Genomic DNA, 20,766 nt, shown 5'->3' with positions numbered 1-20,766 from the left:
CTCACAGCATGGCCAGCTTTCGACGGCGGCACAGCGCGATGAACAGCGGTGCACCGAGAAACGCGGTGATGATGCCGACTTGGAGCTCTCCGGGAGCGCCCAGAACGCGGCCGACGACGTCCGCGCCGATCAGCAGGATCGGCGCGAGGACCATTGAGTACGCCAGCACCCACCGCTGGTCGGGGCCGACCAGGAGGCGCGCCACGTGCGGCACCGCGAGCCCGACGAAGCTGATCGGCCCGGCCGCGGCGGTGGCGGCGCCGCACAGCAGCATCACCGCGACGACGCCGAGTACGCGGGTCCGGCCGACGTTGACCCCGAGGGCGCGTCCCAACTGGTCGCCCATGGCGAGCGCGTTGAGGGAGGGGGCGAGCCCGAGGGCGATCACGAGGCCCACCACGACGAAGGGCAGCGTGACGTACACGATCTCGAAGTTACGGCCGGCGAGCGCACCCACCGTCCAGAACCGGAACTGGTCGAACGCCCGCGGGTTGAGCAGCAGTACGGCTGAGTTGAAGGCGAACAGCACCGCTGTGACCGCCGCTCCCGCGACAACCAGCCGGTCGGGGGTCGCCAGTGTCCGGCCGGACGAGCCGAGCACGTAGACCACGACGGATGCGAGAGCCGCACCGAGGAAGGCGAACCACACATAGCCGAGGGCCGATCCCACACCCAGGAACGCGATGGCCACGACCACGCCGGTCGAGGCACCCAGGCTCACGCCGAGCAGACCGGGGTCGGCCAGCGGATTGCGGGTCAGCGCCTGCATCAGCGCGCCCGAGAGTCCCAGCGCGATGCCCACCAGGAGGCCGAGCAGGGTCCGGGGTATCCGGTAGTCGTGGATGATGACGGCGGTGTCCGACCCGTCGTTGTGCCACAGCACGTTCCACGTCGAGGTGAACGGGATGTCTTTGGTGCCCATCCACACCCCGAGCAGGGCTATCAGGAGCAGCGCGCCGAGGGCCACGAGCAGTCCCAGGCCGCGCAGTGCCGTCGCTGCGGCCCGGCGGTTCGGGGACACGGGTGGGTCGTCGGCAACGCTGTCGGATGCCGCCTGCGCCTCGACCGACAACAAGACCTACCCCCCGGCGGCAGAGTGCGCATCACGCGAAAAGATGTCACGTACGCACAACAAGCAGTGACTTAGGTGAGCCTAACCGAACTGCTCCGCACGGTCAACGAGCGGGCATATCCCGCCAGTACGGCGCCCGGGCGGCGGCTACCCCGACCCCTTGGCCGGAACGCTGATTAGAGTAGCCTTACCTAACTATTCGACCGTCTTCGCGGAGGTACCGCATGCTCGATGGAGGACCGACGGGGGGCCAAGTCCTCCGGAGGGCGATCAGGGGCCAGCGTCGTCAAGTCGCCGGGGCATCGCTGCTCGGCATGGCCCACCAGGGGTGCGAGGCGATGGTCCCCGTCGTCATCGGCCTGATCATCGACGAAGCGGTCGCGACCGGTTCCTCCAGCGCCCTGCTGCGCTGGCTGGTGGTACTCGCCGTACTCTTCTTCGTCCTGTCCACGTGCTACCGCACCTCCGCGAGGATCACCGACGGGGCCGGCGAACGCGCCGCGCACCGGCTGCGGCTCGATCTCGGCGCCAGGGTGCTCAACCCGAGCGGCGGCGCGGACGCGGGCCGGCTCCCGGGCGAGCTGACCTCCATCGCCACCGGTGACGCCGCGCGGGTGGGCGCGGTCGCGGCCGCGCTGCCCTACGGGATATCGGCGGTCGCCGGACTGGTCATCAGCGCGGTGGTACTGCTGCGGATCTCGGTGCCGCTCGGGCTGCTCGTACTGCTCGGCATCCCGCCCCTGCTGTGGCTCGGTCACCGCATCAGCCAACCCCTCGAACGGCGCAGCGAGGTCGAGCAGGAACGCGCCGCGCACGCCTCCGGTGTCGCCGCCGACCTGGTCGCGGGACTGCGCGTACTCAAGGGCATCGGCGCCGAACAGGCCGCGGTGTCCCGGTACCGGCGTACCAGCCAGGACTCGCTGGCGGCCGCACTGCGGGCCGCCGGGAGCCGCGCCTGGCACGACGGCGCGATCCTGGCCCTGACCGGGATCTTCATCGCCGTCATCGGGCTGGTCGGCGCGCATCTGGCGATGCGCGGATCGATCAGCGTCGGCGAGCTGGTGGCGGCGGTCGGACTCGCACAGTTCCTGCTGGGGCCGTTCCAGCTCCTCACGTACGTCAATGGCGAATTCGCCCAGGGCCGCGCGTCCGCCGACCGTATCGCGGAGGTGCTGGCGTCGGCCCCCGCCGTGACAGCGGGGTCGGACGCGCTGCCCGACCAGGTCGCCGGGCGGCTCCGGCTGCGCGGCGTCACGCACGGTGCGCTGCGCGGGGTCGACCTCGACATCGGCCCCGGAAGTCTGGTCGGCGTCGTCGCCAAGGACCCGGCGGCCGCAGCCGACCTGTTGCTGTGCCTGGGCCGGGAAATCGACCCCGCCGAAGGGACGATCGAGCTCGACGGCGTGTCTCTGGCCGGGCTCGACCCCGACGGCGTACGCAGCATGATCCTGGTCGCGCATCACGACGCGGCGCTGTTCGAGAGCAGCCTGCTCGACAACGTACTGGCCGGAACGGACGGCGGTACGGCGGATGTTGAGCCGGCGCTGAAGGCCTCGGCGGCGGACGACGTCGCACGCGCCCTGCCCCAGGGCGTCGACACCATGCTCACCGAGCGCGGCCGGTCGCTGTCCGGCGGGCAGCGACAGCGGGTCGCGCTGGCGCGGGCGCTCGCCGCGGATCACCCGGTGCTGGTCGTCCACGACCCGACCACCGCCGTCGACACGGTCACCGAGTCCCGGATCGCCGCCCGCCTGCGGGAACTGCGCCGTGGCCGCACCACGATCCTGGTCACCACCAGCCCCGCTCTGCTCGCCGTGACGGATCGCGTCGTGGTGCTCGACGACGGCGCCGTGACGGCGGACGGCCGCCATCCGGAGCTTGTGGCCACGGACGCGGCGTACCGCTCGGTGGTACTGACGTGACGTCCGCCCATACAGAACGCGCGAACGACGAAGGACGGACGATGAGCGAAACCAGCGCGCCGGAACGCGAACTCCTGCCGATCGCCACCGGCGCCCAGACGCTCGCCGTCGTCGGCACGTTGCTGCGCCGTCACCGGTTGCTGACGGTGTCCGCCGTGACCGTACTGGTCGTCGGAACGGGCATCGGTCTGCTGACCGCCCCGCTGCTCGGCCGCATCGTCGACCTGGTCGTCGAGCAGCGGGGCGCCGGGGCGCTGGTGGTGCCGATGGTCCTCCTCCTCGCGGTGGCGGTGGCCAGGGGCGTCGCGACCGCTATCGGCACGTCGCTCGTCGCCCGGCTCGGCGAGACCGTACTCGCGAGCCTGCGTGAGCGGTTCATCGAGCGGGCGCTGCGACTTCCGCTCGAACGCGTGGAAGAGGCCGGTTCGGGCGATCTGACCTCCCGGGTGACCGGCGATGTGACCCGGATAGCGAAGGCGGTACGCCAGGCGCTGCCCGAGTTCGCCGGTGCCCTGCTCACGATCGCGCTGACGCTGGTCGGCCTCACCGTGCTGGACTGGCGCTTCCTTCCCGCCGTCCTGGTGGCCATGCCGATCCACGTCCTCACCGTGCGGTGGTACATGCCGCGCGCCACCCCCCTGTACGCCCAGCACGGGGTGGCCACCGGCGCCCTCCAGCACCAGCTCCTCGACAGCTTCGGCGGCGTCCGGACCGTGCGCGCGTTCCGGCTGAACGACCGGCACGCGGAGCTGCTGGAACAGCGGTCGCAGGAATCCGTCAGCCTCGCCCTGCGCGCCATCCGGCTCGTTTCCGGGTTCTTCTCGCGGCTCAACCTCGCCGAGTTCGTCGGTCTGACGTCGGTCCTGGTCACCGGGTTCTTCCTGGTCGGCAATGGTTCCGTGAGCATCGGCACGGCGACCGCGGCGGCTCTGTACTTCCACAGCCTGTTCAATCCCGTGAACGCCGCTCTCTTCCTCATCGACGAGGCGCAGTCCGCCGGCGCCAGCCTGGCTCGGCTGGTCGGCGTGTCGAATCTGCCGGGCGAGCGGGAGCCGGACCAGCCCTCCGTGCCGGTGGACGGTTCCGTCAAGGTCTCGGCGCTCAGCCATGCGTACGTGTCCGGGCATCCCGTACTGCGCGAGGTGGACCTGGAGGTGCGCAGCGGGGAGCGGGTGGCGCTGGTCGGCGCGAGTGGGGCAGGCAAGACCACGCTGGCGAAGCTGATCGCCGGCATCCACCAGCCGTCCGAGGGGGTCATCACCCTGGGTGGTGTGGATACCCAGGAGCTCGGACCCGCCGGCATGCGGCGGGCGGTGACGCTGATCAGTCAGGAAGTCCACGTGTTCGCCGGGCCGCTGTCCGAGGACCTGCGGCTCGCCCGGCCGGAGTCCACCGACGAGGAACTGCGGGCCGCGCTCGCCAAGGTCAGTGCGCTGGACTGGGTGGAGGCGCTGTCCGACGGGCTGGACACGGTGGTCGGCGAGGGCGGCCACCGGCTGACGGTGACCCAGGCCCAGCATCTGGCCCTGGCCCGCCTCGTCCTCGCCGACCCGCCGGTCGCGATCCTGGACGAGGCGACGGCGGACGCGGGGAGCGCGGGGGCGCGGGTGCTGGAGATGGCTGCGCTTCAGGCGCTGGAGGGGCGTACGGGCCTGATGGTGGCCCACCGGTTGCCGCAGGCGGCGACGGCGGACCGGGTTGTCGTGCTCGACCAGGGGAGGGTCGTCGAGACGGGTACGCACGCGGAGTTGGTGGCGGCGGGTGGGCGCTATGCGGCGCTGTGGGCGGCGTGGTCGGACACGCGGCGGCAGCCGTCGGAGGCGTGAGCGCCGCCGCACCAGGCTTGTGTAAGGCCCGCCGGGTATCCCGGCGGGCCTTACACATTGGCGCCTGGGGCGGGCGGGGGTGAAACGCGCGTCGCCGCCTGTGGTGAGGTGGTCCCTCATCACAGGCGGCGACTTGGCTTCAGCAGCGCGACCGTTAGCCCTGCTGCGCAATCAGGCTAGCGGGCCGCAGATCCGTCCAGTTCGCCTCCACATACGCAAGGCACGCCTCCCGCGTGTCCTCACCGAACACGACCCGCCACCCCGCCGGCACCTCGGCAAAGGACGGCCACATCGAGTGCTGGTTCTCATCATTCGTCAGGACCAGGAAGCGGCCCTGCGGGTCCTCGAACGGGTTGGTGGTCATGCGTTCTCACTCCTCATGGACATTACGGTGAACAGCTCCGAGAGCGGCTGTTCCGGGTCGGCTGCCACATTCCGCAGCAGCACCTGAAGTTCGTCGGCGAGCTGCCCCGCCTTGGCCCTGCCGAGCAGGTCGGTCGCGTAGATGAGCTCACAGTGCACCGGCCCGTCGCCGCGCGGCTCGTAGAAGCTGAGCGTCAACTCGGCCTGCACCGAGCCGGTGGGCACAGCGTGGAACGAGCCCATGCCGCCCTCAAGTTCCCCGAGGTCCGCCTGCTCATGGTGGATCACCATGAGCTGCGGTCCCTCCGGGAGCAGGCCCGTCGCCCGTACGACCTCGTCGAACGGAACGTCCTGCCGGTCCAGCGCCCCGAGCGTCGTCTCCCGCACCCGGGTCAGCAGCTCGGCGAAGGTCGGGTCGCCCGCGGTGTCGGTGCGCAGCACCACGGTGTTGAAGAAGCAGCCGACCAGGTCGGCCAGCTGGTCGTCGGTACGGCCCGCGACCATGGTGCCGATCGGCAGGTCGGTGCCCGCACCGTGCGCGGTGAGCAGGGCCGACAGCGCCGAGTGCAGGACCATGAACATGCTGGTGCCGGTCGCCCGGGCGAGCTGGTCCACGTCGGCGTGGAGCTGCTCGTCGAGGACGAATCCTACGTAGTCACCACCGTGGCCGAGAAGGCCGGGTGCGGCGGGACGCGGCCGGTCCGTCGGGAGCGCCAGCTCCTGCGGCAGGTCCTTCAGCGTCTGCTGCCAGTACGCGAGCTGCCGCCCGCCCAGGCTGTCGGGGTCGGCGAGATCGCCGAGCACCTCGTGCGCCCAGGTGGTGTAGTCGGCGTACGTGACCGGCAGCGGCTCCCACGCGGGCTCCCGGCCGTGCGTCCGGTCCTCGTACGCCGTGGTGAGGTCACGGAACAGAGGCACCACCGACCACTCGTCCACCGCGAGGTAGTGCATGGTCAGCAGCACCGCCTGGGTGCCGTCCGGCGACGTGAGCAGCCGGGCCCGCAGGGGCGGTTCCAGCGACAGCTCCGGGGCCTGCGCGGCGAGTTCGGCGAGCCGTGCGTCCACATCGGCGCACTGCTCCCGCTCCAGGACCGGCGATTGCGCGGCCTGCTGGTGTACGGCCCCGTCCCGCTCGGTGAAGACCGTACGCAGCGGCTCGTGCCGTGCCACCACATCTCCCAGCGCGGCCGACAGCGCGTCGGCGTCCAGCCCTCCGGGCGAGCGCAGCACGAGTGCGTGGTCGAAGCCGGCGTGCCGTCGGTACGACGACCACTGCCACCGCTGTACGGGCGCGGCCAGCTGCGGAGCACCCTCCGCGCGGTGCTCGACCGGGCGAAGCGGCGGCCGGGCGGCCGACGCTCCGTCGAGCTTGGCGGCGATTCCGGCGACGGTCAGCGCGTCGAAGACGTCGCGGATGCTCAGCTCGACGCCGAATTCGGAGCGGATCCGGCCGAGCAGCCGCATCGAGGCCATCGAATGGCCGCCCAGCGCGAAGAAGTTGTCGTGGATGCCGACATCTTCCAGCTTCAGGATCTCGCCGAACAGCCCGGCCAGCCGGATCTGCGTCTCGGTGGCGGGGCGCGCGTCACCGGTCATCCCGGACCAGTCAGGCGCGGGCAGCGCCTTCCGGTCCAGCTTGCCGTTGGGGGTCAGCGGCAACGGACCGTCCAGCGGCACCACCAGGGCGGGCACCATGTACTCGGGCAGCAGCCCGGCTACGTGCGTACGAAGCGCCTGCGGGTCGATTTCGAGATCGCCGCGCTCCGGGACGGCGTAACCCACCAGCCGCACGATATCGCCCTCATGATCGGGCACGACGGCGGCCTGGCTGACCGCCGGGTGGTCGGCGAGCGCCGCCTCGATCTCGCCCAGCTCGATGCGGAATCCGCGGATCTTCACCTGGGTGTCGACCCGGCCGAGGAAGTCGATGTTGCCGTCGGTGCGCCAGCGTGCGCGGTCACCGGTGCGGTACATCCGGGTGCCGGGCGGGCCGAACGGGTCGGCGACGAACCGCTCCGAGGTCAGCGCGGACTTGCCGAGGTAGCCGCGGGCGAGTCCGCGACCGGCGACGTACAGCTCCCCCACCACGCCCGGCGGGACCGGGCTCAGGTTGGCGTCCAGTACGTAGCAGACCGTGTTGGGGTCCGGCCGGCCGATCGGCACGCGCCCGGTGGGCCGTCCACCGGCCTCGCGGGCGGGCCAGAGCGTGGAGTTGACCGTCGCCTCGGTCAGACCGTACGCACAGATCAGGTTGGCCGAGGCGCCGAAGCGCTCGAACAGGTCCGGCGGCACGGTCTCGGTGCCGACCAGGATGGTCGATCCTTCGGGCAGCTCGCATCCCGCCGGCAGCGCCGACACCAGCGAGGGCGGCAGGATCATGTGGCTGATCCGCTGGTCCGCCAGGAAGTCGGTCAGCGCCGGTCCGGCGACGCGTGCCTCGTCGGATATGAGCACGAGGCGGCCGCCGTGGCACAGCGCCATCGACAGTTCGAAGGCGAAGACGTCGAAGCCGATCGACGCGAACTGGAGCACCCTGCTGTCGCGTTCCAGGCCCATCCGGTCGACCGCGGTGGCCACCAGGCTGGAGATGCCGTCGTGCGGGACGACGACGCCCTTGGGCCGGCCGGTCGAACCGGAGGTGTAGATCACGTAGGCGGCCTGGTCCAGGCTCACCGGCAGACCGTCCACCCGCGACTCGGGCAGCCCGTCGAGTTCGGCCGTGGTCTGCGGTGCGTCGAGCAGCACCACGGGTACGCCCGCCACCTCCGGGATCTTCCCGGCCACCGGCTCGGTGCCGACGACGAGGGCGGCACCGGAGTCCTCGATCATGTACGAGAGCCGGTCGGCCGGGTGGACCAGGTCGAGCGGCAGGAACGCGGCCCCGAGCTTGAGGGCGGCGAGCACCGTCGCGATCATGTCGACCGAGCGGGGCACGGCCACGCCGACCACGCTCTCTGCGCCCACACCGCGTGCGGCCAGCAGGCGTGCGATCCGGTTGGACCGGGCGTCCAGCTGGGCGTAGCTCACCGACCTGGAACGCTCCACGACGGCGACCGCGTCGGGCCGCTCCGCGAGCCGCTGGGCGAACAGGGCCGGCAGCGAGGACTCGTCGACCACCCGCTCGGTGGCGTTGAAGCCCTCCAGGACCAGTTGCCGTTCGTCGGCGGCGAGTACGTCCGCCGCCGAGACCGGGGCCTCGGGTTCGGCGACCAGCGCCGAGACCAGCCGCCGCAGGCGGTCGCCGAGCCGCTCGGCGGTCTCCTGGTCGAACAGCTCGGTGGCGAACTCCAGGCGGCAGCTGAGCGCGCCGTCGTTCCCGTCGGCGCCGACCTGCTCGGTGAAGCTGAACACGAGGTCGAACTTGGCCGACTTGATCCGGAACGGCACGTACTCCACACCGAGACCGGGCAGTTCCAGCTCGTCGCCGGTGCGGTTGTGGTAGCCCACCATCACCTGGAACAGCGGGTTACGGGCGAGCGAGCGCGTCGGGTTGAGCTTCTCGACGACGGACTCGAACGGCACGTCCGCGTGGGAGAACGCTGCCAGGTCGGTGTCGCGGACCCGCGCCAGCAGTTCGGTGAAGCTCGGGTCGCCGCTGAGGTCGGTCCGCAGAACGAGCGTGTTGACGAAGAAGCCGACCAGTTCGTCGAGCGCCTCGTCACTGCGCCCCGCGATGGGCGAGCCGAGAGCGATGTCCGTACCGGCGCCCATCCGGTGGAGCAGCGCGGCGACGGCCGCGTGCACCACCATGAACATGCTGGCGCCGCTCTCGCGGGACAGCCGCTTGAGCCCCTGGTAGGCCGTGGTGTCGAACTCGATGTCGAGCTCGGCTCCGGTGAAGGCCGGCCGTGCGGGCCGCAGCCGGTCGGCCGGCAGCTCGATCTCCTCCGGCGCACCCTCCAGCGTCGTACGCCAGTACTCCAGTTGCCGGGCGGCCAGGCTCTGGGCGTCGGCCGGGTCACCGAGCAGCCGCTGCTGCCACAGCGCGTAGTCGGCGTACTGGACGGGCAGCGGCTCCCACTCGGGCGCCGAGCCGGACCGGCGGGCGGCGTAGGCAGCGGCCAGGTCACGCAGGAAGGGACGGTCCGACCACTCGTCGGTGGTGATGTGGTGCAGCAGGATGACGACGACGTGGTCGTCCGGCGCGACCTCGATGATGGTCGCCCGCAGCGGCAGCTCGGCGGCGAGATCGAACGGGCGGTTGATGGCGGCGTCGACGATGCCGCTCACCTCCGCCTCACCGGCGCGGACGCACTCCACCACCGGGTGCGCCTGCTCGGCGGGCAGGACGCGCTGGTACGCCTGGCCGTCGCGCTCGCCGAACAACGTACGCAGTGCCTCGTGACGTGCCGTCACATCGGCCAGCGCCGCCCGCCACGCGTCCACGTCGAGCGTGCCGCGCAGTCGCATGACGAGCGGGAAGTTGTACGCGGCCGAGGTGCACTCGATCTGCTGGATGACCCACAGCCGCTGCTGGGCGTGGGACAGCGGCAGCTCGGCGGGCCGCTCGCCGGCCGTCAGCGCCGGGCGCTCGGCGGCCTGTGATCCGGTCGCGCGCACCACCAGCTCGGCGACGGTCGGCGCCTCGAAGAGGTCGCGGATCGCCAGCTCGGCCTTCAGCGCGGTACGTGCGCGGCTGATCAGGCGGGTGGCCAGGAGCGAGTGGCCGCCCAGGTCGAAGAAGTTGCTGTCGATTCCCACGCTGCCGACGGCCAGTCCGAGCACTTCGGCGAAGAGCGCGCAGAGCGTCTCCTCCTGCGGCGACCGGGGCGCGCGGCTGGTGCTCGGCCCGGCGAAGTCAGGGGCGGGCAGGGCCTTGACGTCGAGCTTGCCGTTGACGGTCAGCGGCAGGGTCTCCACGGTGACCAACGCGGCGGGGACCATGTAGTCGGGCAGGCCGGCCTTCAGGTGCTCGCGCAGCCGCTGGAGCAGCGCGTCACCCTCCTCAGAGCCTTCCTCCAGTACGACGTAGCCGACCAGCCGCTTCGTCCCGGCGGTCTCCGCCACGACGACCGCGGCGTGTGCGACCTCGGGGTGGGCGGCCAGGACGGAGGAGATCTCGCCCAGTTCGATCCGGTAGCCGCGGATCTTGACCTGGTCGTCGGTACGGCCGAGGAAGTCGATGAGGCCGTCCGGGCGCTGCCGGACGAGGTCGCCCGTACGGTACATCCGCTCACCGGGAGCGCCGAACGGGTCGGCGACGAACCGCTCTGCCGTCAGGCCGGGCCGGTCGTGGTAGCCACGGGCGAGGCCGGTGCCGGCGATGTACAACTCACCGGGGCAGCCCGGCGGGACCGGGCGCAGCATCGCGTCGAGCACGTACGCCCGGGTGTTGCGGATCGGCATGCCGACGGTCGGGGTCGGGCTGTCCGTGGTGGACCCGCCGAGCGTGTTGATCGTGTACTCGGTCGGCCCGTACAGGTTGTAGCCGTACGTTCCCTCCGTGCGGCGCAGTCGCGTCCACACCGTGTCGGACACGGCCTCGCCGCCGAGCAGGACCAAGGCAGGCCGGTGCTTGCCGGCGCTCTCGTCGTGGTCGAGCAGGCCCTCCTCGATCAGCAACTGGGCGTACGTCGGCGTCACATTGACCACGTCGACGCGGTGCTCGTCGCAGTACGCCACGAGGGCTTCGGCGTCGCGGCGCAGCTCCTCGTCGCAGACGTGCACCTCATGTCCCTCGACGAGCCAGAGCAGCTCCTCCCAGGACATGTCGAAGGCGAAGGAGACGGTGTGCGCGATGCGCAGCCGTCGGCCGCCCGCCGAGGCGATGGCCGGGTCGAAGACCTCCTTCTGGTGGTTGAGCTGCATGTTGGTCAGACCGCGGTACGGGGTGACGACGCCCTTCGGCTTGCCGGTCGAGCCGGAGGTGTAGATGACGTAGGCCGGGTGCTCCAGCCGGTTCTCCACCTCGTGCGCGAACGCGGGCCGCTCGGCGTCGGTGGCCTCCCCGGACGGGAGGGCCGCGAGTTCGGCGGCGACGGACGGGTCGTCCAGCAGGAGTTCGGGGGCGACGGCTCCCGTCTCGCCGCGCAGGGTCGGGGCGACGGCCGTCGTGGACAGCAGGCACAGGGGCCCGGTGTCCTCGACCATCAGGCGCAGCCGGTCGGCGGGGTGGTCGAGGTCGAGTGGCAGGTAGGCGGCGCCGGTGCGCAGCACCGCGAACAGCGCGACGACCATCTCGGTGGAACGCGGCAGGGCGAGGGCGACGACCTTCTCCGGTCCCGCGCCACGGGCGAGCAGCAGCCGGGCGAGCCGGTTGATCTGCGCGTCCAGCTCCGCGTACGTGAGGGCTGTCTCGCCGAACACCAGCGCCACCGAGTCCGGCGTGTGGGCGACCTGAGCCGCCAGCATGTCCGCGACGGTCTCGTTGGGCACCGGGTTGACGCTGGACTCCCACGCGGAGAGCAGTTCGGCGCGCTCGCCGGGCAGCAGCAGGTCCAGGGCGCCGACGCGCGCCGACAGGTCGCCGATCAGGCGTTCCACCAGCGTGCCGAAGCGCTCCAGTGTGGCCGCGGCCTGCTCGTCGTCGACCAGGTCCGGGCGGTACTCCAGCTTCGCCTGGACGGACCCGGCCGGGTTGACGATCAGCGTCATGGGGTAGTGGGTGGCGTCCACGCTGCCCACGCCGGTGATGCCGTGCCGGGCGGTCAGCTGGTTGAACGCGCCTTCGTCGGCGAAGTTCTGGAGTACGTACAGGGTGTCGAAGAGGGTGGTGTGGCCACCGGCTCGCTGCAGCTCGGCCAGGCCGAGGTACTCGTGGCCCATCAGCTCGACCCGCTCGGACTGCATACGGCGCAGCAGGTCCGCGACCGGCTCGTCGGGGTCGAGCGTGACGCGCAGGGGCACGGTGTTGAGGAACATGCCGATCGCCGTGTCGACTCCGGACACGTCCGCCGGCCGTCCGGCGACCGTGGCGCCGAACACCACATCGTTGCGTCCCACCGTCGCGGACAGTACGAGCGCCCACGCGGCGGACAGCACCGCGTTGATCGTCAGTCCGTGCTCACGGGCGGCTGCCCGCAGGCGGTCACTCAACTCCGGGGACAGTTCGAAGGTACGGCGCCGGGGGATCGTCGGCTCGTCACTGCTCTGTCGGCGGGTCCGCGCCACGAGCGTGGGCTCGTCGAGTCCCGCCAGGGCGTGGCGCCACGTCTCACGGGCCGCGTCGAAGTCCTGCTCGGCCAGCCAGCTCAGGTAGTCGCGGTAGCTGCCGGGTACGGACAGCGCGCTGTCGTCGCCCGCCGCGGCGTAGAGAGCGAGCAGTTCGTCGAGGAAGACGGACTGCGACCAGCCGTCCCAGGCCACCAGGTGGTGGCTCAGCATCAGACGGTCGGTGTTCTCCGTGAGCCGGATCAGCTTGAGCCGGAACAGCGGGGGCGCGGCCAGGTCGAACCGCTCGCGCCGGCCGGCCTCGGCGATCTCGTCGAGGCGTGCCTTCCGCTGCTGCTCGCTCAGGCCGGTCAGGTCCACCTCGGTCAGCGGCACCGGCAGCTCGGCCGCTGAGCAGACGAACTGCACGGGCGCGGGCAGGCCGTCACTGGTGATGCCGGCGCACAGGCTCGGGTGCCTGCGCAGCAGCGTCGCGCAGGCCGCACGGAGGCGGTCGGCGTCGAGGCGGTGATCGAAATCGAAGTTGTCCTGCGCGGTGTAGACGTCGAGCGCGGACGTGTCGTAGCTGGCGTGGAAGTGGATGCCTTCCTGCAGCGGGGAAAGCGGCCAGATGTCGGCGACGGGCACCGGGCTGACGCGCTCGATCAGGTCGATGTCGGCCTGATCGAGCTGGACCAGCGGCACGTCCGAGGGCGTGAGAGCCCGCCCCTGCGGGCCGGACTGTGTCGCCTGCGCGATGAGTTCGCGCAATGCGGCCGCCCACTCACGGCCGAGCGCCCGTACGTCCTCCTCGGTCAGCGTGTCGCCCGCCGGCCAGGTCCAGGTGGCGCGCAGCTCGGGGCCGTGCGGGGTGTCGGCGCACACCGCGTTGACCTGGAGCGGGTACGGCATGACCAGGTCGGCGTCGGGTTCCACGGACAGGGCGTCGGCCTCGACGGCGGGCGCCCAGTCGTGCGTCTGCTCGGCGGGGAGCCGGCCGAAGTAGTTGAACAGCACCTGGGCGCTGGACAGCTGGGCGAAGACCGGGGCGAGCTGCGGGTTGAGGTAGCGCAGCATGCCGTAGCCCGCACCGGAGTCCGGCGCCGACCGCACGGACTCCTTGACGAGCTTGAGTACGTCGAGGGCGCCGTCGGCGGCGGGGAGCCGTACGGGATGCAGGCTGGTGAACCAGCCCACGGTGCGCGACAGGTCCATGTCGGTGCCGTCGCGTCCGTGCCGTTCAAGATCCACCAGCAGATCGCCGTCAGACCCGGCGTCCCGCCCTCCGCGCCAGCGCGACACGGCGATCCGCAGCGCGCTGAGCAGCACCTCGGTGACATCGGCTCCGGCCGTGGCAGGCACCGACGTCAGCAGCGCCTGGGTGTCCTCGGCGGAAAGCGACACAACGTGTTCCCGCGCCGAACCGGCCGTTCCAGCACGTGTCGCACCGGCGATCAGTTCGGCTCCGGGCGCCAGGGTCTTCGCCCAGTACGGCAGTTCCGCCTGCCGCTGCGGTGAGGTCGCCTGCTCGGCGACGTCCCGTGCGAAGCGTCGCAGCGACGTGGGCACCGGCTCCAGGACAGGTCGCTCGCCCTGCGCGACGGCGTCCCACGCGGCGGCGAGGTCACCGAGCAGCACGCGCCAGGACACGCCGTCGATCGCCAGGTGGTGGACGACGAGCAGCAGTCGGCCCGGCCGCTCGCCGCCCGCGTCGAACCAGACGGCCTGCAGCATGACGCCGCTGTCAGGGTCGAGCCGGGAAGCCGCACCGTCGGACTCCTCGGCGATCACCGTACGGAGTCCGGCGTCGTCGAGGTCGCGTACGTCGACGCGCCGCAGCAGAGCGGCCGCGGCCACCGACCCCACGGCAAGCGTCTGAGCCGACCACAGCGCGGGAATCGCCGGGCCGAGATCCATCCGGGAGAGCGTGAGCCGCAGACCGTCGTGGTGATCCAGGACCGCTTGCAGGACCCGCGCCAGCGCGACGGCGTCCGCCGCGGCGGGCGCCTGGAGCAGCATGGACAGGTTGAAGCGGCTGACCGTTCCACCGTCCTCGCGGAGCTGGTGAACGATGGGCAGCAGCGGTACGTCGCCCACACCGTCGGAGTCGGCGACGACCGCGGGTGCGGCGTCCCCGGCGTCCTCCGTGCCGACGACGGTGGCCGCCAGCGCGGCCGGCGTGCGGTGCTCGAACACGTCGCGGGGGCTGATCGACAGGCCGGCCTTGCGGGCGCGGCTGGAGACCGACATGGACAGGATGCTGTCTCCGCCGAGTACGAAGAAGTCCTCGTCCGCGTCGACCTCGTCGATCCCGAGCACGTCGGCGAAGATCGCGCAGAGCTGCCGCTCGCGGCCCTCGCGCGCCGTACGTCCCTGCCGCCTGCTCCGGACCTCGGGGGCGGGCAGCGCCTTGTGGTCGATCTTCCCGCCCGGCGTCAACGGCAGCGCGTCGAGCTCCACGAAGTGGCTGGGCACCATGGGCGCGGGAAGCGAACCGCTCAACGCGGTCCGTACGGCCGCGACATCCAGGGCCGCTCCGGCAGCGGCGACCAGGTAGGCCACCAGCTGCTTGACTCCACGGTCGTCGTCGCGGGCCACGACGACCACATCGCCGACGGCCGGCTCATCGCGCAGCCGCGCTTCGATTTCACCGAGTTCCACCCGGTTTCCCCTGATCTTGACTTGGTGGTCGGTGCGCCCGAGGTAGGTGAGCACACCGTCTCCACTGAACTGGACCATGTCTCCGGTGCGGTACATCCGCTCTCCGGGCCCGCCGTACGGATCGGCGACGAAGCGCTCCGCGCTCAGCGCGGTGCGTCCGTGGTAACCACGGGCCAACTGTGCGCCCGCGATGTAGAGCTCGCCGGACTCACCCTCGGCAACAGGGCGGAGGTACCGGTCGAGCACGTAGAGCCGGGTGTTCCACACCGGACGCCCGATGGGTACGGTGCCCGCTTCAGCCGGTTCGGAGCCCGCCTCCCAGCTGGTGACCTGGATGACGGCCTCGGTCGGCCCGTAGACGTTGAAGAGCGGCACTCCGGTGCGCTCGTGCCAGCGCCGCGCGAGCGGGACGGGCAGTGCCTCTCCCCCGCTGAACGCCCTGCGCAGACTCGTCCACCACTGACCGGCCTCTTCCTCGGCGAGCAGCGCGCCGTACAGCGAAGGCACCAGATCGACGTTGGTGACCCGCTCGTCGCGGATGAGCTCGGCGAGGTACGCCGGATCGCGGTGGCCGTCCGGCCTGGCGATGACGACGGTTCCGCCGGTCAGCAGCGGGGCGAAGATCTCCTGCACGGACGGGTCGAAGCTGGTCGAGTACTGGTGCAGCACCCGCTCGCCGGGGCAAAACCCGAACTCCTCGGCCGTCCAGGCCAGCTGGCCTACGACCGCCCGGTGCGTCACCACGACGCCCTTGGGCCGGCCGGTCGATCCCGAGGTGTACATCAGGTACGCGGCGCTGTCCGGATGGACGAGTACGGCCGGGACAGGGTCCGTGCTGTGCCCCTCGCCGAGGAGGACCCGTGCCACGTCCGCCAGTTCGGGCAGACGCGCCCACGACTCCTCGGTGGCGACGACCGTTCGTGCCCCGGAGTCCGCGAGCATGTAGCGAACCCGGTCGGCCGGGTAGTCGACGTCGACCGGCAGGTAGGCCGCACCCGCCTTGAGCACACCGAGCAGGGCGACAAGCGTCTCGGCGGACCGGGGAACAGCCACGGCCACGATGGACTCATGTCCCACACCCTGGGCCAACAGCCGCTGCGCCAGCGCCTCGGCCCGCTCCTCAAGCTCGGCGTACGTCGTCCGCTGGCCGTCCTGGATCAGAGCTGTCGCGTCAGGGGTACGACGTACCTGCTCGGCGAACGCTCCGTGCACCGTGCCGACGGGCAGAGCGTGATCCGGCCCGGTGAGGCGGTCGAGCGTGCTCCGCAGCTCGTCTGCCGTCTGCGTGGTCAGCTGGGCGACCGGGAGCCCGGGGTCGGCGATCACCTGGTCGAACACCGCCCGCAGGCGGGCGGCGAACCGCTCGGCAGAAGCGGCATCCAGTCGAGAGGGATCGTGTTCGAGCCTCAGCTCAAGTCGCTCGCCGGGGAGCACGGTGAGCGCCAGTGGGTAGTGCACCGCGTCGCGGATGTGCGATCCGACGATACGGACCTGCCCCTCCGGATCGGTCGGCTCGCCCGCGTCGGGCAGGTTCTCCACCACGACCAGCGCGTCGAACAGTTCGCCCCGGCCGACGGCTCGCTGGATGTCGGCGAGTCCGAGGTGCTGGTGGTCCAGCAGGTCGGCCTGACCGTCCTGGAATCCCGCCAGGACCTCGGCGAGCGGCTGCTCCGGACGCCACCGCAGCCGGGCGGGCACGGTGTTGATCAGCAGACCGACCAGTGCTTCGACGCCCTCGACGGCCGCTTGCCTGCCGGAGACGGTGCTGCCGAAGACCAGGTCGTGGGAACCAACCACATCACCGAGCACCAGACCGAACCCGCCCTGCACGACGGTGCTCAGGGTCAGCCCGAGCTGGCGGGCCCGCGCCATGAGCGCTGTCGTGTCCTGCGCGGACAGCTCAAGGATGACCTTGCCCGTCTCGGAAGGATTAGGCTCCCCGCCGCGTACGGGCAGCCTGGCCGGAGCGTCGAGCCCCGCCATCGCCTCGCGCCACGCGCTCAGCGCCGGCTCCCGGTCGCGGCCGGCCAGCCACCCGGCGTACGACCTGTAGGTCGCGACGGACTCGGCCGGCACCGACGGTTCGACCGCCGCGCCTGGACGGTAGCCGTCCAGCAGTTCCCGCATGATGAGCGAGACGGACCAGCCGTCCACGACGATGTGATGCATGGTCAGCACCAGCAGGGACCGCTGCTCGCCGAGCCGGATCAGCGCGGCACGCATCAGCGGCGGTACTCCGAGGTCGAATCCCTCGGCCCGCTCCTGCGCCGTGATCTCGTCGACAGCCGTGGACTGCTCCGCCCCACCTCGTCCTGACAGATCGGTGAAGCGCCACGGCAGCTCCACCCGCTCCCCGATGAGCTGCACGATCTGACCGTCCGTGCGCTGCCGGAAGGCGGCGCGCAGCAGCGGGTGGCGGTCGAGTAGCCGCTGCGTGGCCGCCCGCAGCGCCTCGGCGTCCACGTCACCGGCGAGTTCGAGGGTGTCCTGCACGGCATAGCCGTCCGACCCGCCCTCGTCGACGGCGGCGTGGAAGAAGAAGCCCTCCTGAAGCGGAGTGGCCGGTACGACGTCGAGGAGATCCGGGACGGCGGCATCGAACTCGGCACGCTCGGCGCCGGTCAGCGGAACCAGGGAGAAGGGCTCGGCCACCGCACCGGCTTCACCCGACGGCGCGTCCGCACCGTCAGTGACGCGCGCGAGCGCCGCCACCGTGCGGTGCCGGAACACGTCGCGCGGGCTGATCGTCAGCCCTTCGGCACGGGCGCGGGTGACCAGCTGGATGGCGACGATGCTGTCGCCGCCGAGTTCGAAGAAGCTGTCGTGCACGCCCACCGACGGAAGGTCGAGGAGCTCGGCGAACAGCTTGGCCAGAGCCGCCTCGGCCGGCGTCGTCGGCTCGGCGTCACCGGTCATCGCCGTCCACTGCGGCTCGGGCAGCGCCCGGGTGTCGAGCTTTCCGTTGGGCGTCAGCGGAAGAGGCCCGTCCAGTACGACGAGTGCCGACGGCACCATGTAGTCCGGCAGCGCCTCCGCCACCTGTACCCGCGCCGCCGCGACGGAAGCGTCGGCATCCGCGTGCCCGCCACCCACCAGATAGGCGACGAGGCGCTTCACACTCCGGTGGTCCTCCCGTACGAGGACCGCTGCCTGGGCGATGCCCGGGCACGCCATGAACGCGCTCTCGATCTCGCCCGGTTCGATCCGGTGACCGCGGATCTTGAGCTGGCCGTCCGCGCGGCCGAGGAATTCCAGGTCACCGTCGGCGCTCCAGCGCACCCGGTCGCCGGTGCGGTACATCCGCGCACCCGACGGCCCGAACGGGTCGGCGACGAACCGCTCCGAGGTCAGACCGTGCCGGCCCAGGTAGCCGCGGGCCAGGCCGCGGCCACCGACGTACAGCTCACCCTCGACTCCCACGGGGACGGGACGCAGCGCCGAATCGAGCACGTACGTACGGGTGTTGGGGTCGGGTACGCCGATCGGCGCGGGCCCCTGCCAGTTGGGCTCGGCGAGCCACAGCGTGGAGTTGACCGTGGCCTCGGTCAGTCCGTACGCGACGACGACGCGCAGCCGCCCGCCCCAGCGGGCGATCAGCTCGCTCGGCACCGACTCGGTGCCCACCACGAGCACCGCCCCGTCGGGCAGCTCGCACTCCTGCGGCAGCGCAGACACCAGCGACGGCGGCAGGATCATGTGCGTGGCGCGGTGTTCCGCGATGTAATCCGTCAGGGCGGGCCCGGCGACGCGGCGCTCGGTGGGGACGACGATGATCCGGCCGCCGACGCACAGCGACATGATCAGGTCCCAGACCGTCACGTCGAAGCCGACCGAGGCGAACTGCACGACGCGGCTGTCCGCGTCGATGCCGATCCGCTCGGTTGCTGTGGCGATCAGGCTGCCGACCCCGTCGTGCGAGACCACGACGCCCTTGGGACGGCCGGTGGAGCCCGAGGTGTAGATGACGTACGCGGCCTGGTCCAGGGCGATCGGCAGGCCGGGGTCCGAACCGTCCAGCGCGGCGGACTCGGCGGCCACGGACGGGTCGTCGAGCAGTACGTGGCCGACGCCGGGCGCGGTGGGCAGTGCACCGGCCAGCTCGCGCGTGGTGACGACGGTCCGCGCGCCGGCGTCGGACAGCATGTAGGCGATCCGGTCCTGGGGGTGGTCGGCGTCCAGCGGCAGATACGCCGCTCCCGCCTTCATCACCGCCAGCAGGGAGACCACCAGCTCGGGCGAGCGCGGCACGGCCACGGCGACGACGTCCTCGTCGCGCACACCGCGCGCGATCAGCAGGCGGGCCAGCCGGTTCGCCGCTGCGTTGAGCTGGGCGTACGACAGCTCCTGGTCCTCGCACACGAGCGCGACGGCGTCCGGCGAGCGGCGTACCTGCCGCTCGAACGCGGCGGGCCAGGACAGTTCGGGGGCGTCGCACGGCGCGGCTCCGAACACGTCGAGCAGCTGCGCCCGCTCCGCGCCGGACGTCAGCTCGATGTGACCGATGGGGCGGTCCATCCCCTCGACGAGGGCGTCCAGCAGCATGAGGAAACGGCGCTCGTGGTCGGTCAGCGTCCGCTGGTCGCACACCGCCGCGTCCGCGTCGAAGTGGATACGGATGTTCTCGCCCGCGCGGGACTCGTCGACGGTGACCGCCAGATCGCTGACCGGGCCGAGCCAGCCGGGCTTGAGGTCGGCCTCGTGGTCGCCGAAGCGCAGTCCTTCGCCGCCGGGCAGGATGTTGACCGTGGGGCCGACGAGTTCCGGTACGCCGTCGACCAGCCCGAGGTCCCTCGCCAGGTCCTCGGCACGGTATCGGCCGTGCTCCACCGTCTCGGCGACCGCGCAGCGCACCGCCTCCACGAGCTCGGAGCCGGTCATGCTCCCGCGGACCGCCACCCGCAGCGGGAGGACGTTGGACACCATGCCGGGGACATCCCTCGACCCGGCGTCCTGCCGGGTCGTCACCGGCAGGCCGAGCACCAGGTCCTGCTCGCCGGTGACCCGGTGCAGGTAGGCGGCCACGGCAGCCACCAGCAGACGGGAAGGCCGGACGCCCGCGCCTGCGGCCGCGCCCCGCAGCCGGGCGGTGTCCTGCGCTGACAGCTCCGCCGTGCGGCGGATCCGCCGCGTCATCGGCGCCGACGCGCGTTCGACGAGGCGTACGGGCTCCGGCCGGTCGGCAAGCCGGCTCAGCCAGTACGCGCGATCCGCCTGGTAGCGCTCCGACTCCCGGTAGGTGCGGTCGGCGTCCACCAGCCGGGACAGCGCCCAGTCCGTGTCACCGGCCTCCGCGCCGGAGGTGTAGAGCTCGCCGGCCCGGTGGGTGATCAGCGCGATGCCTGCGCCGTCGTTGACGATGTGGTGGTAGCGCTGGTACCAGAGGACGCGGTCGTCGGCGAGCCGGAGCAGGGCATGGGCGAACAGCGGACCGTGCTGGAGGTCGGCGGGCCGGTCACGTTCGGCTTCGGTCCACTGCGCGGCAGCGCCTTCGGGATCCGGCTCGTCCCGCAGGTCGATGGTGGGAACGTCGACGGCGAACCGCGTGGGTGTCTGGCGCGGAGCCGCGCCCTCGGGGCTCACGCGCACATGCAGGCACTGCGCCTCTTCGACCGCCTGCCGCACGGAGTCGGTCAGGCGGGAAAGGTCGACGTCGCCGCGCAGGTCCAGGAGGAAGGAGACGTTGTAGGCCGAGCTGTCCGGCTCGATCTGCTGGGCAAGCCAGATGCCGGATTGCCCACCGGTGACGGGTATCCCGGCAGCGGATGTCCGGTCCGACTCGGCGTCAAACATCGTCGAAGGGGCCTTTCCCTGGTGGTGCGTCATTGAAGAGTCG

5 protein-coding genes are annotated in these 20,766 nt (G+C 71.6%); 2 read left to right on the top strand and 3 right to left on the bottom strand.

All coding sequences use genetic code 11. The features are described from left to right. Nucleotide 1: 1 nt before the first annotated feature. Nucleotides 2-1,021, bottom strand: coding sequence for an iron chelate uptake ABC transporter family permease subunit (locus tag J7E96_RS26120; protein WP_308296145.1), 1,020 nt, complete (start codon nt 1,019-1,021; stop codon nt 2-4). Nucleotides 1,022-1,296: 275 nt separating this feature from the next. Between J7E96_RS26120 and J7E96_RS26115 the strand changes: the two genes are divergently transcribed. Further along, on the top strand, nt 1,297-2,994 hold the full coding sequence (locus J7E96_RS26115; RefSeq protein ID WP_215134439.1) for an ABC transporter ATP-binding protein: 1,698 nt from the start codon (nt 1,297-1,299) through the stop codon (nt 2,992-2,994). A 41-nt stretch (nt 2,995-3,035) separates the two neighbouring features. Further along, nucleotides 3,036-4,820 (top strand): ABC transporter ATP-binding protein, encoded by a 1,785-nt coding sequence (locus J7E96_RS26110; protein ID WP_215134437.1) that lies wholly within the window; start codon nt 3,036-3,038, stop codon nt 4,818-4,820. Between the two features lie 154 nt (nt 4,821-4,974). Here J7E96_RS26110 and J7E96_RS26105 read toward each other — a convergent pair whose 3' ends face one another. Together J7E96_RS26105 and J7E96_RS37680 are read right to left on the bottom strand one after the other, a co-directional pair. Beyond that, a complete protein-coding gene (locus tag J7E96_RS26105) occupies nt 4,975-5,184 on the bottom strand; it encodes an MbtH family protein (RefSeq protein ID WP_215134435.1) in 210 nt (69 codons plus the stop codon). Then, nucleotides 5,181-20,756, bottom strand: a complete 15,576-nt coding sequence (locus J7E96_RS37680; protein WP_251070431.1) for a non-ribosomal peptide synthetase — start codon at nt 20,754-20,756, stop codon at nt 5,181-5,183. The genes J7E96_RS26105 and J7E96_RS37680 overlap by 4 nt, the downstream gene beginning before the upstream one ends. Nucleotides 20,757-20,766 lie beyond the last annotated feature (10 nt).

Origin of the sequence: Streptomyces sp. ISL-96 (genome assembly GCF_018614035.1) — a bacterium.
Classification (GTDB): Bacteria; Actinomycetota; Actinomycetes; order Streptomycetales; family Streptomycetaceae; genus Streptomyces.
This window is presented reverse-complemented; position numbering and strand designations above follow the sequence as displayed.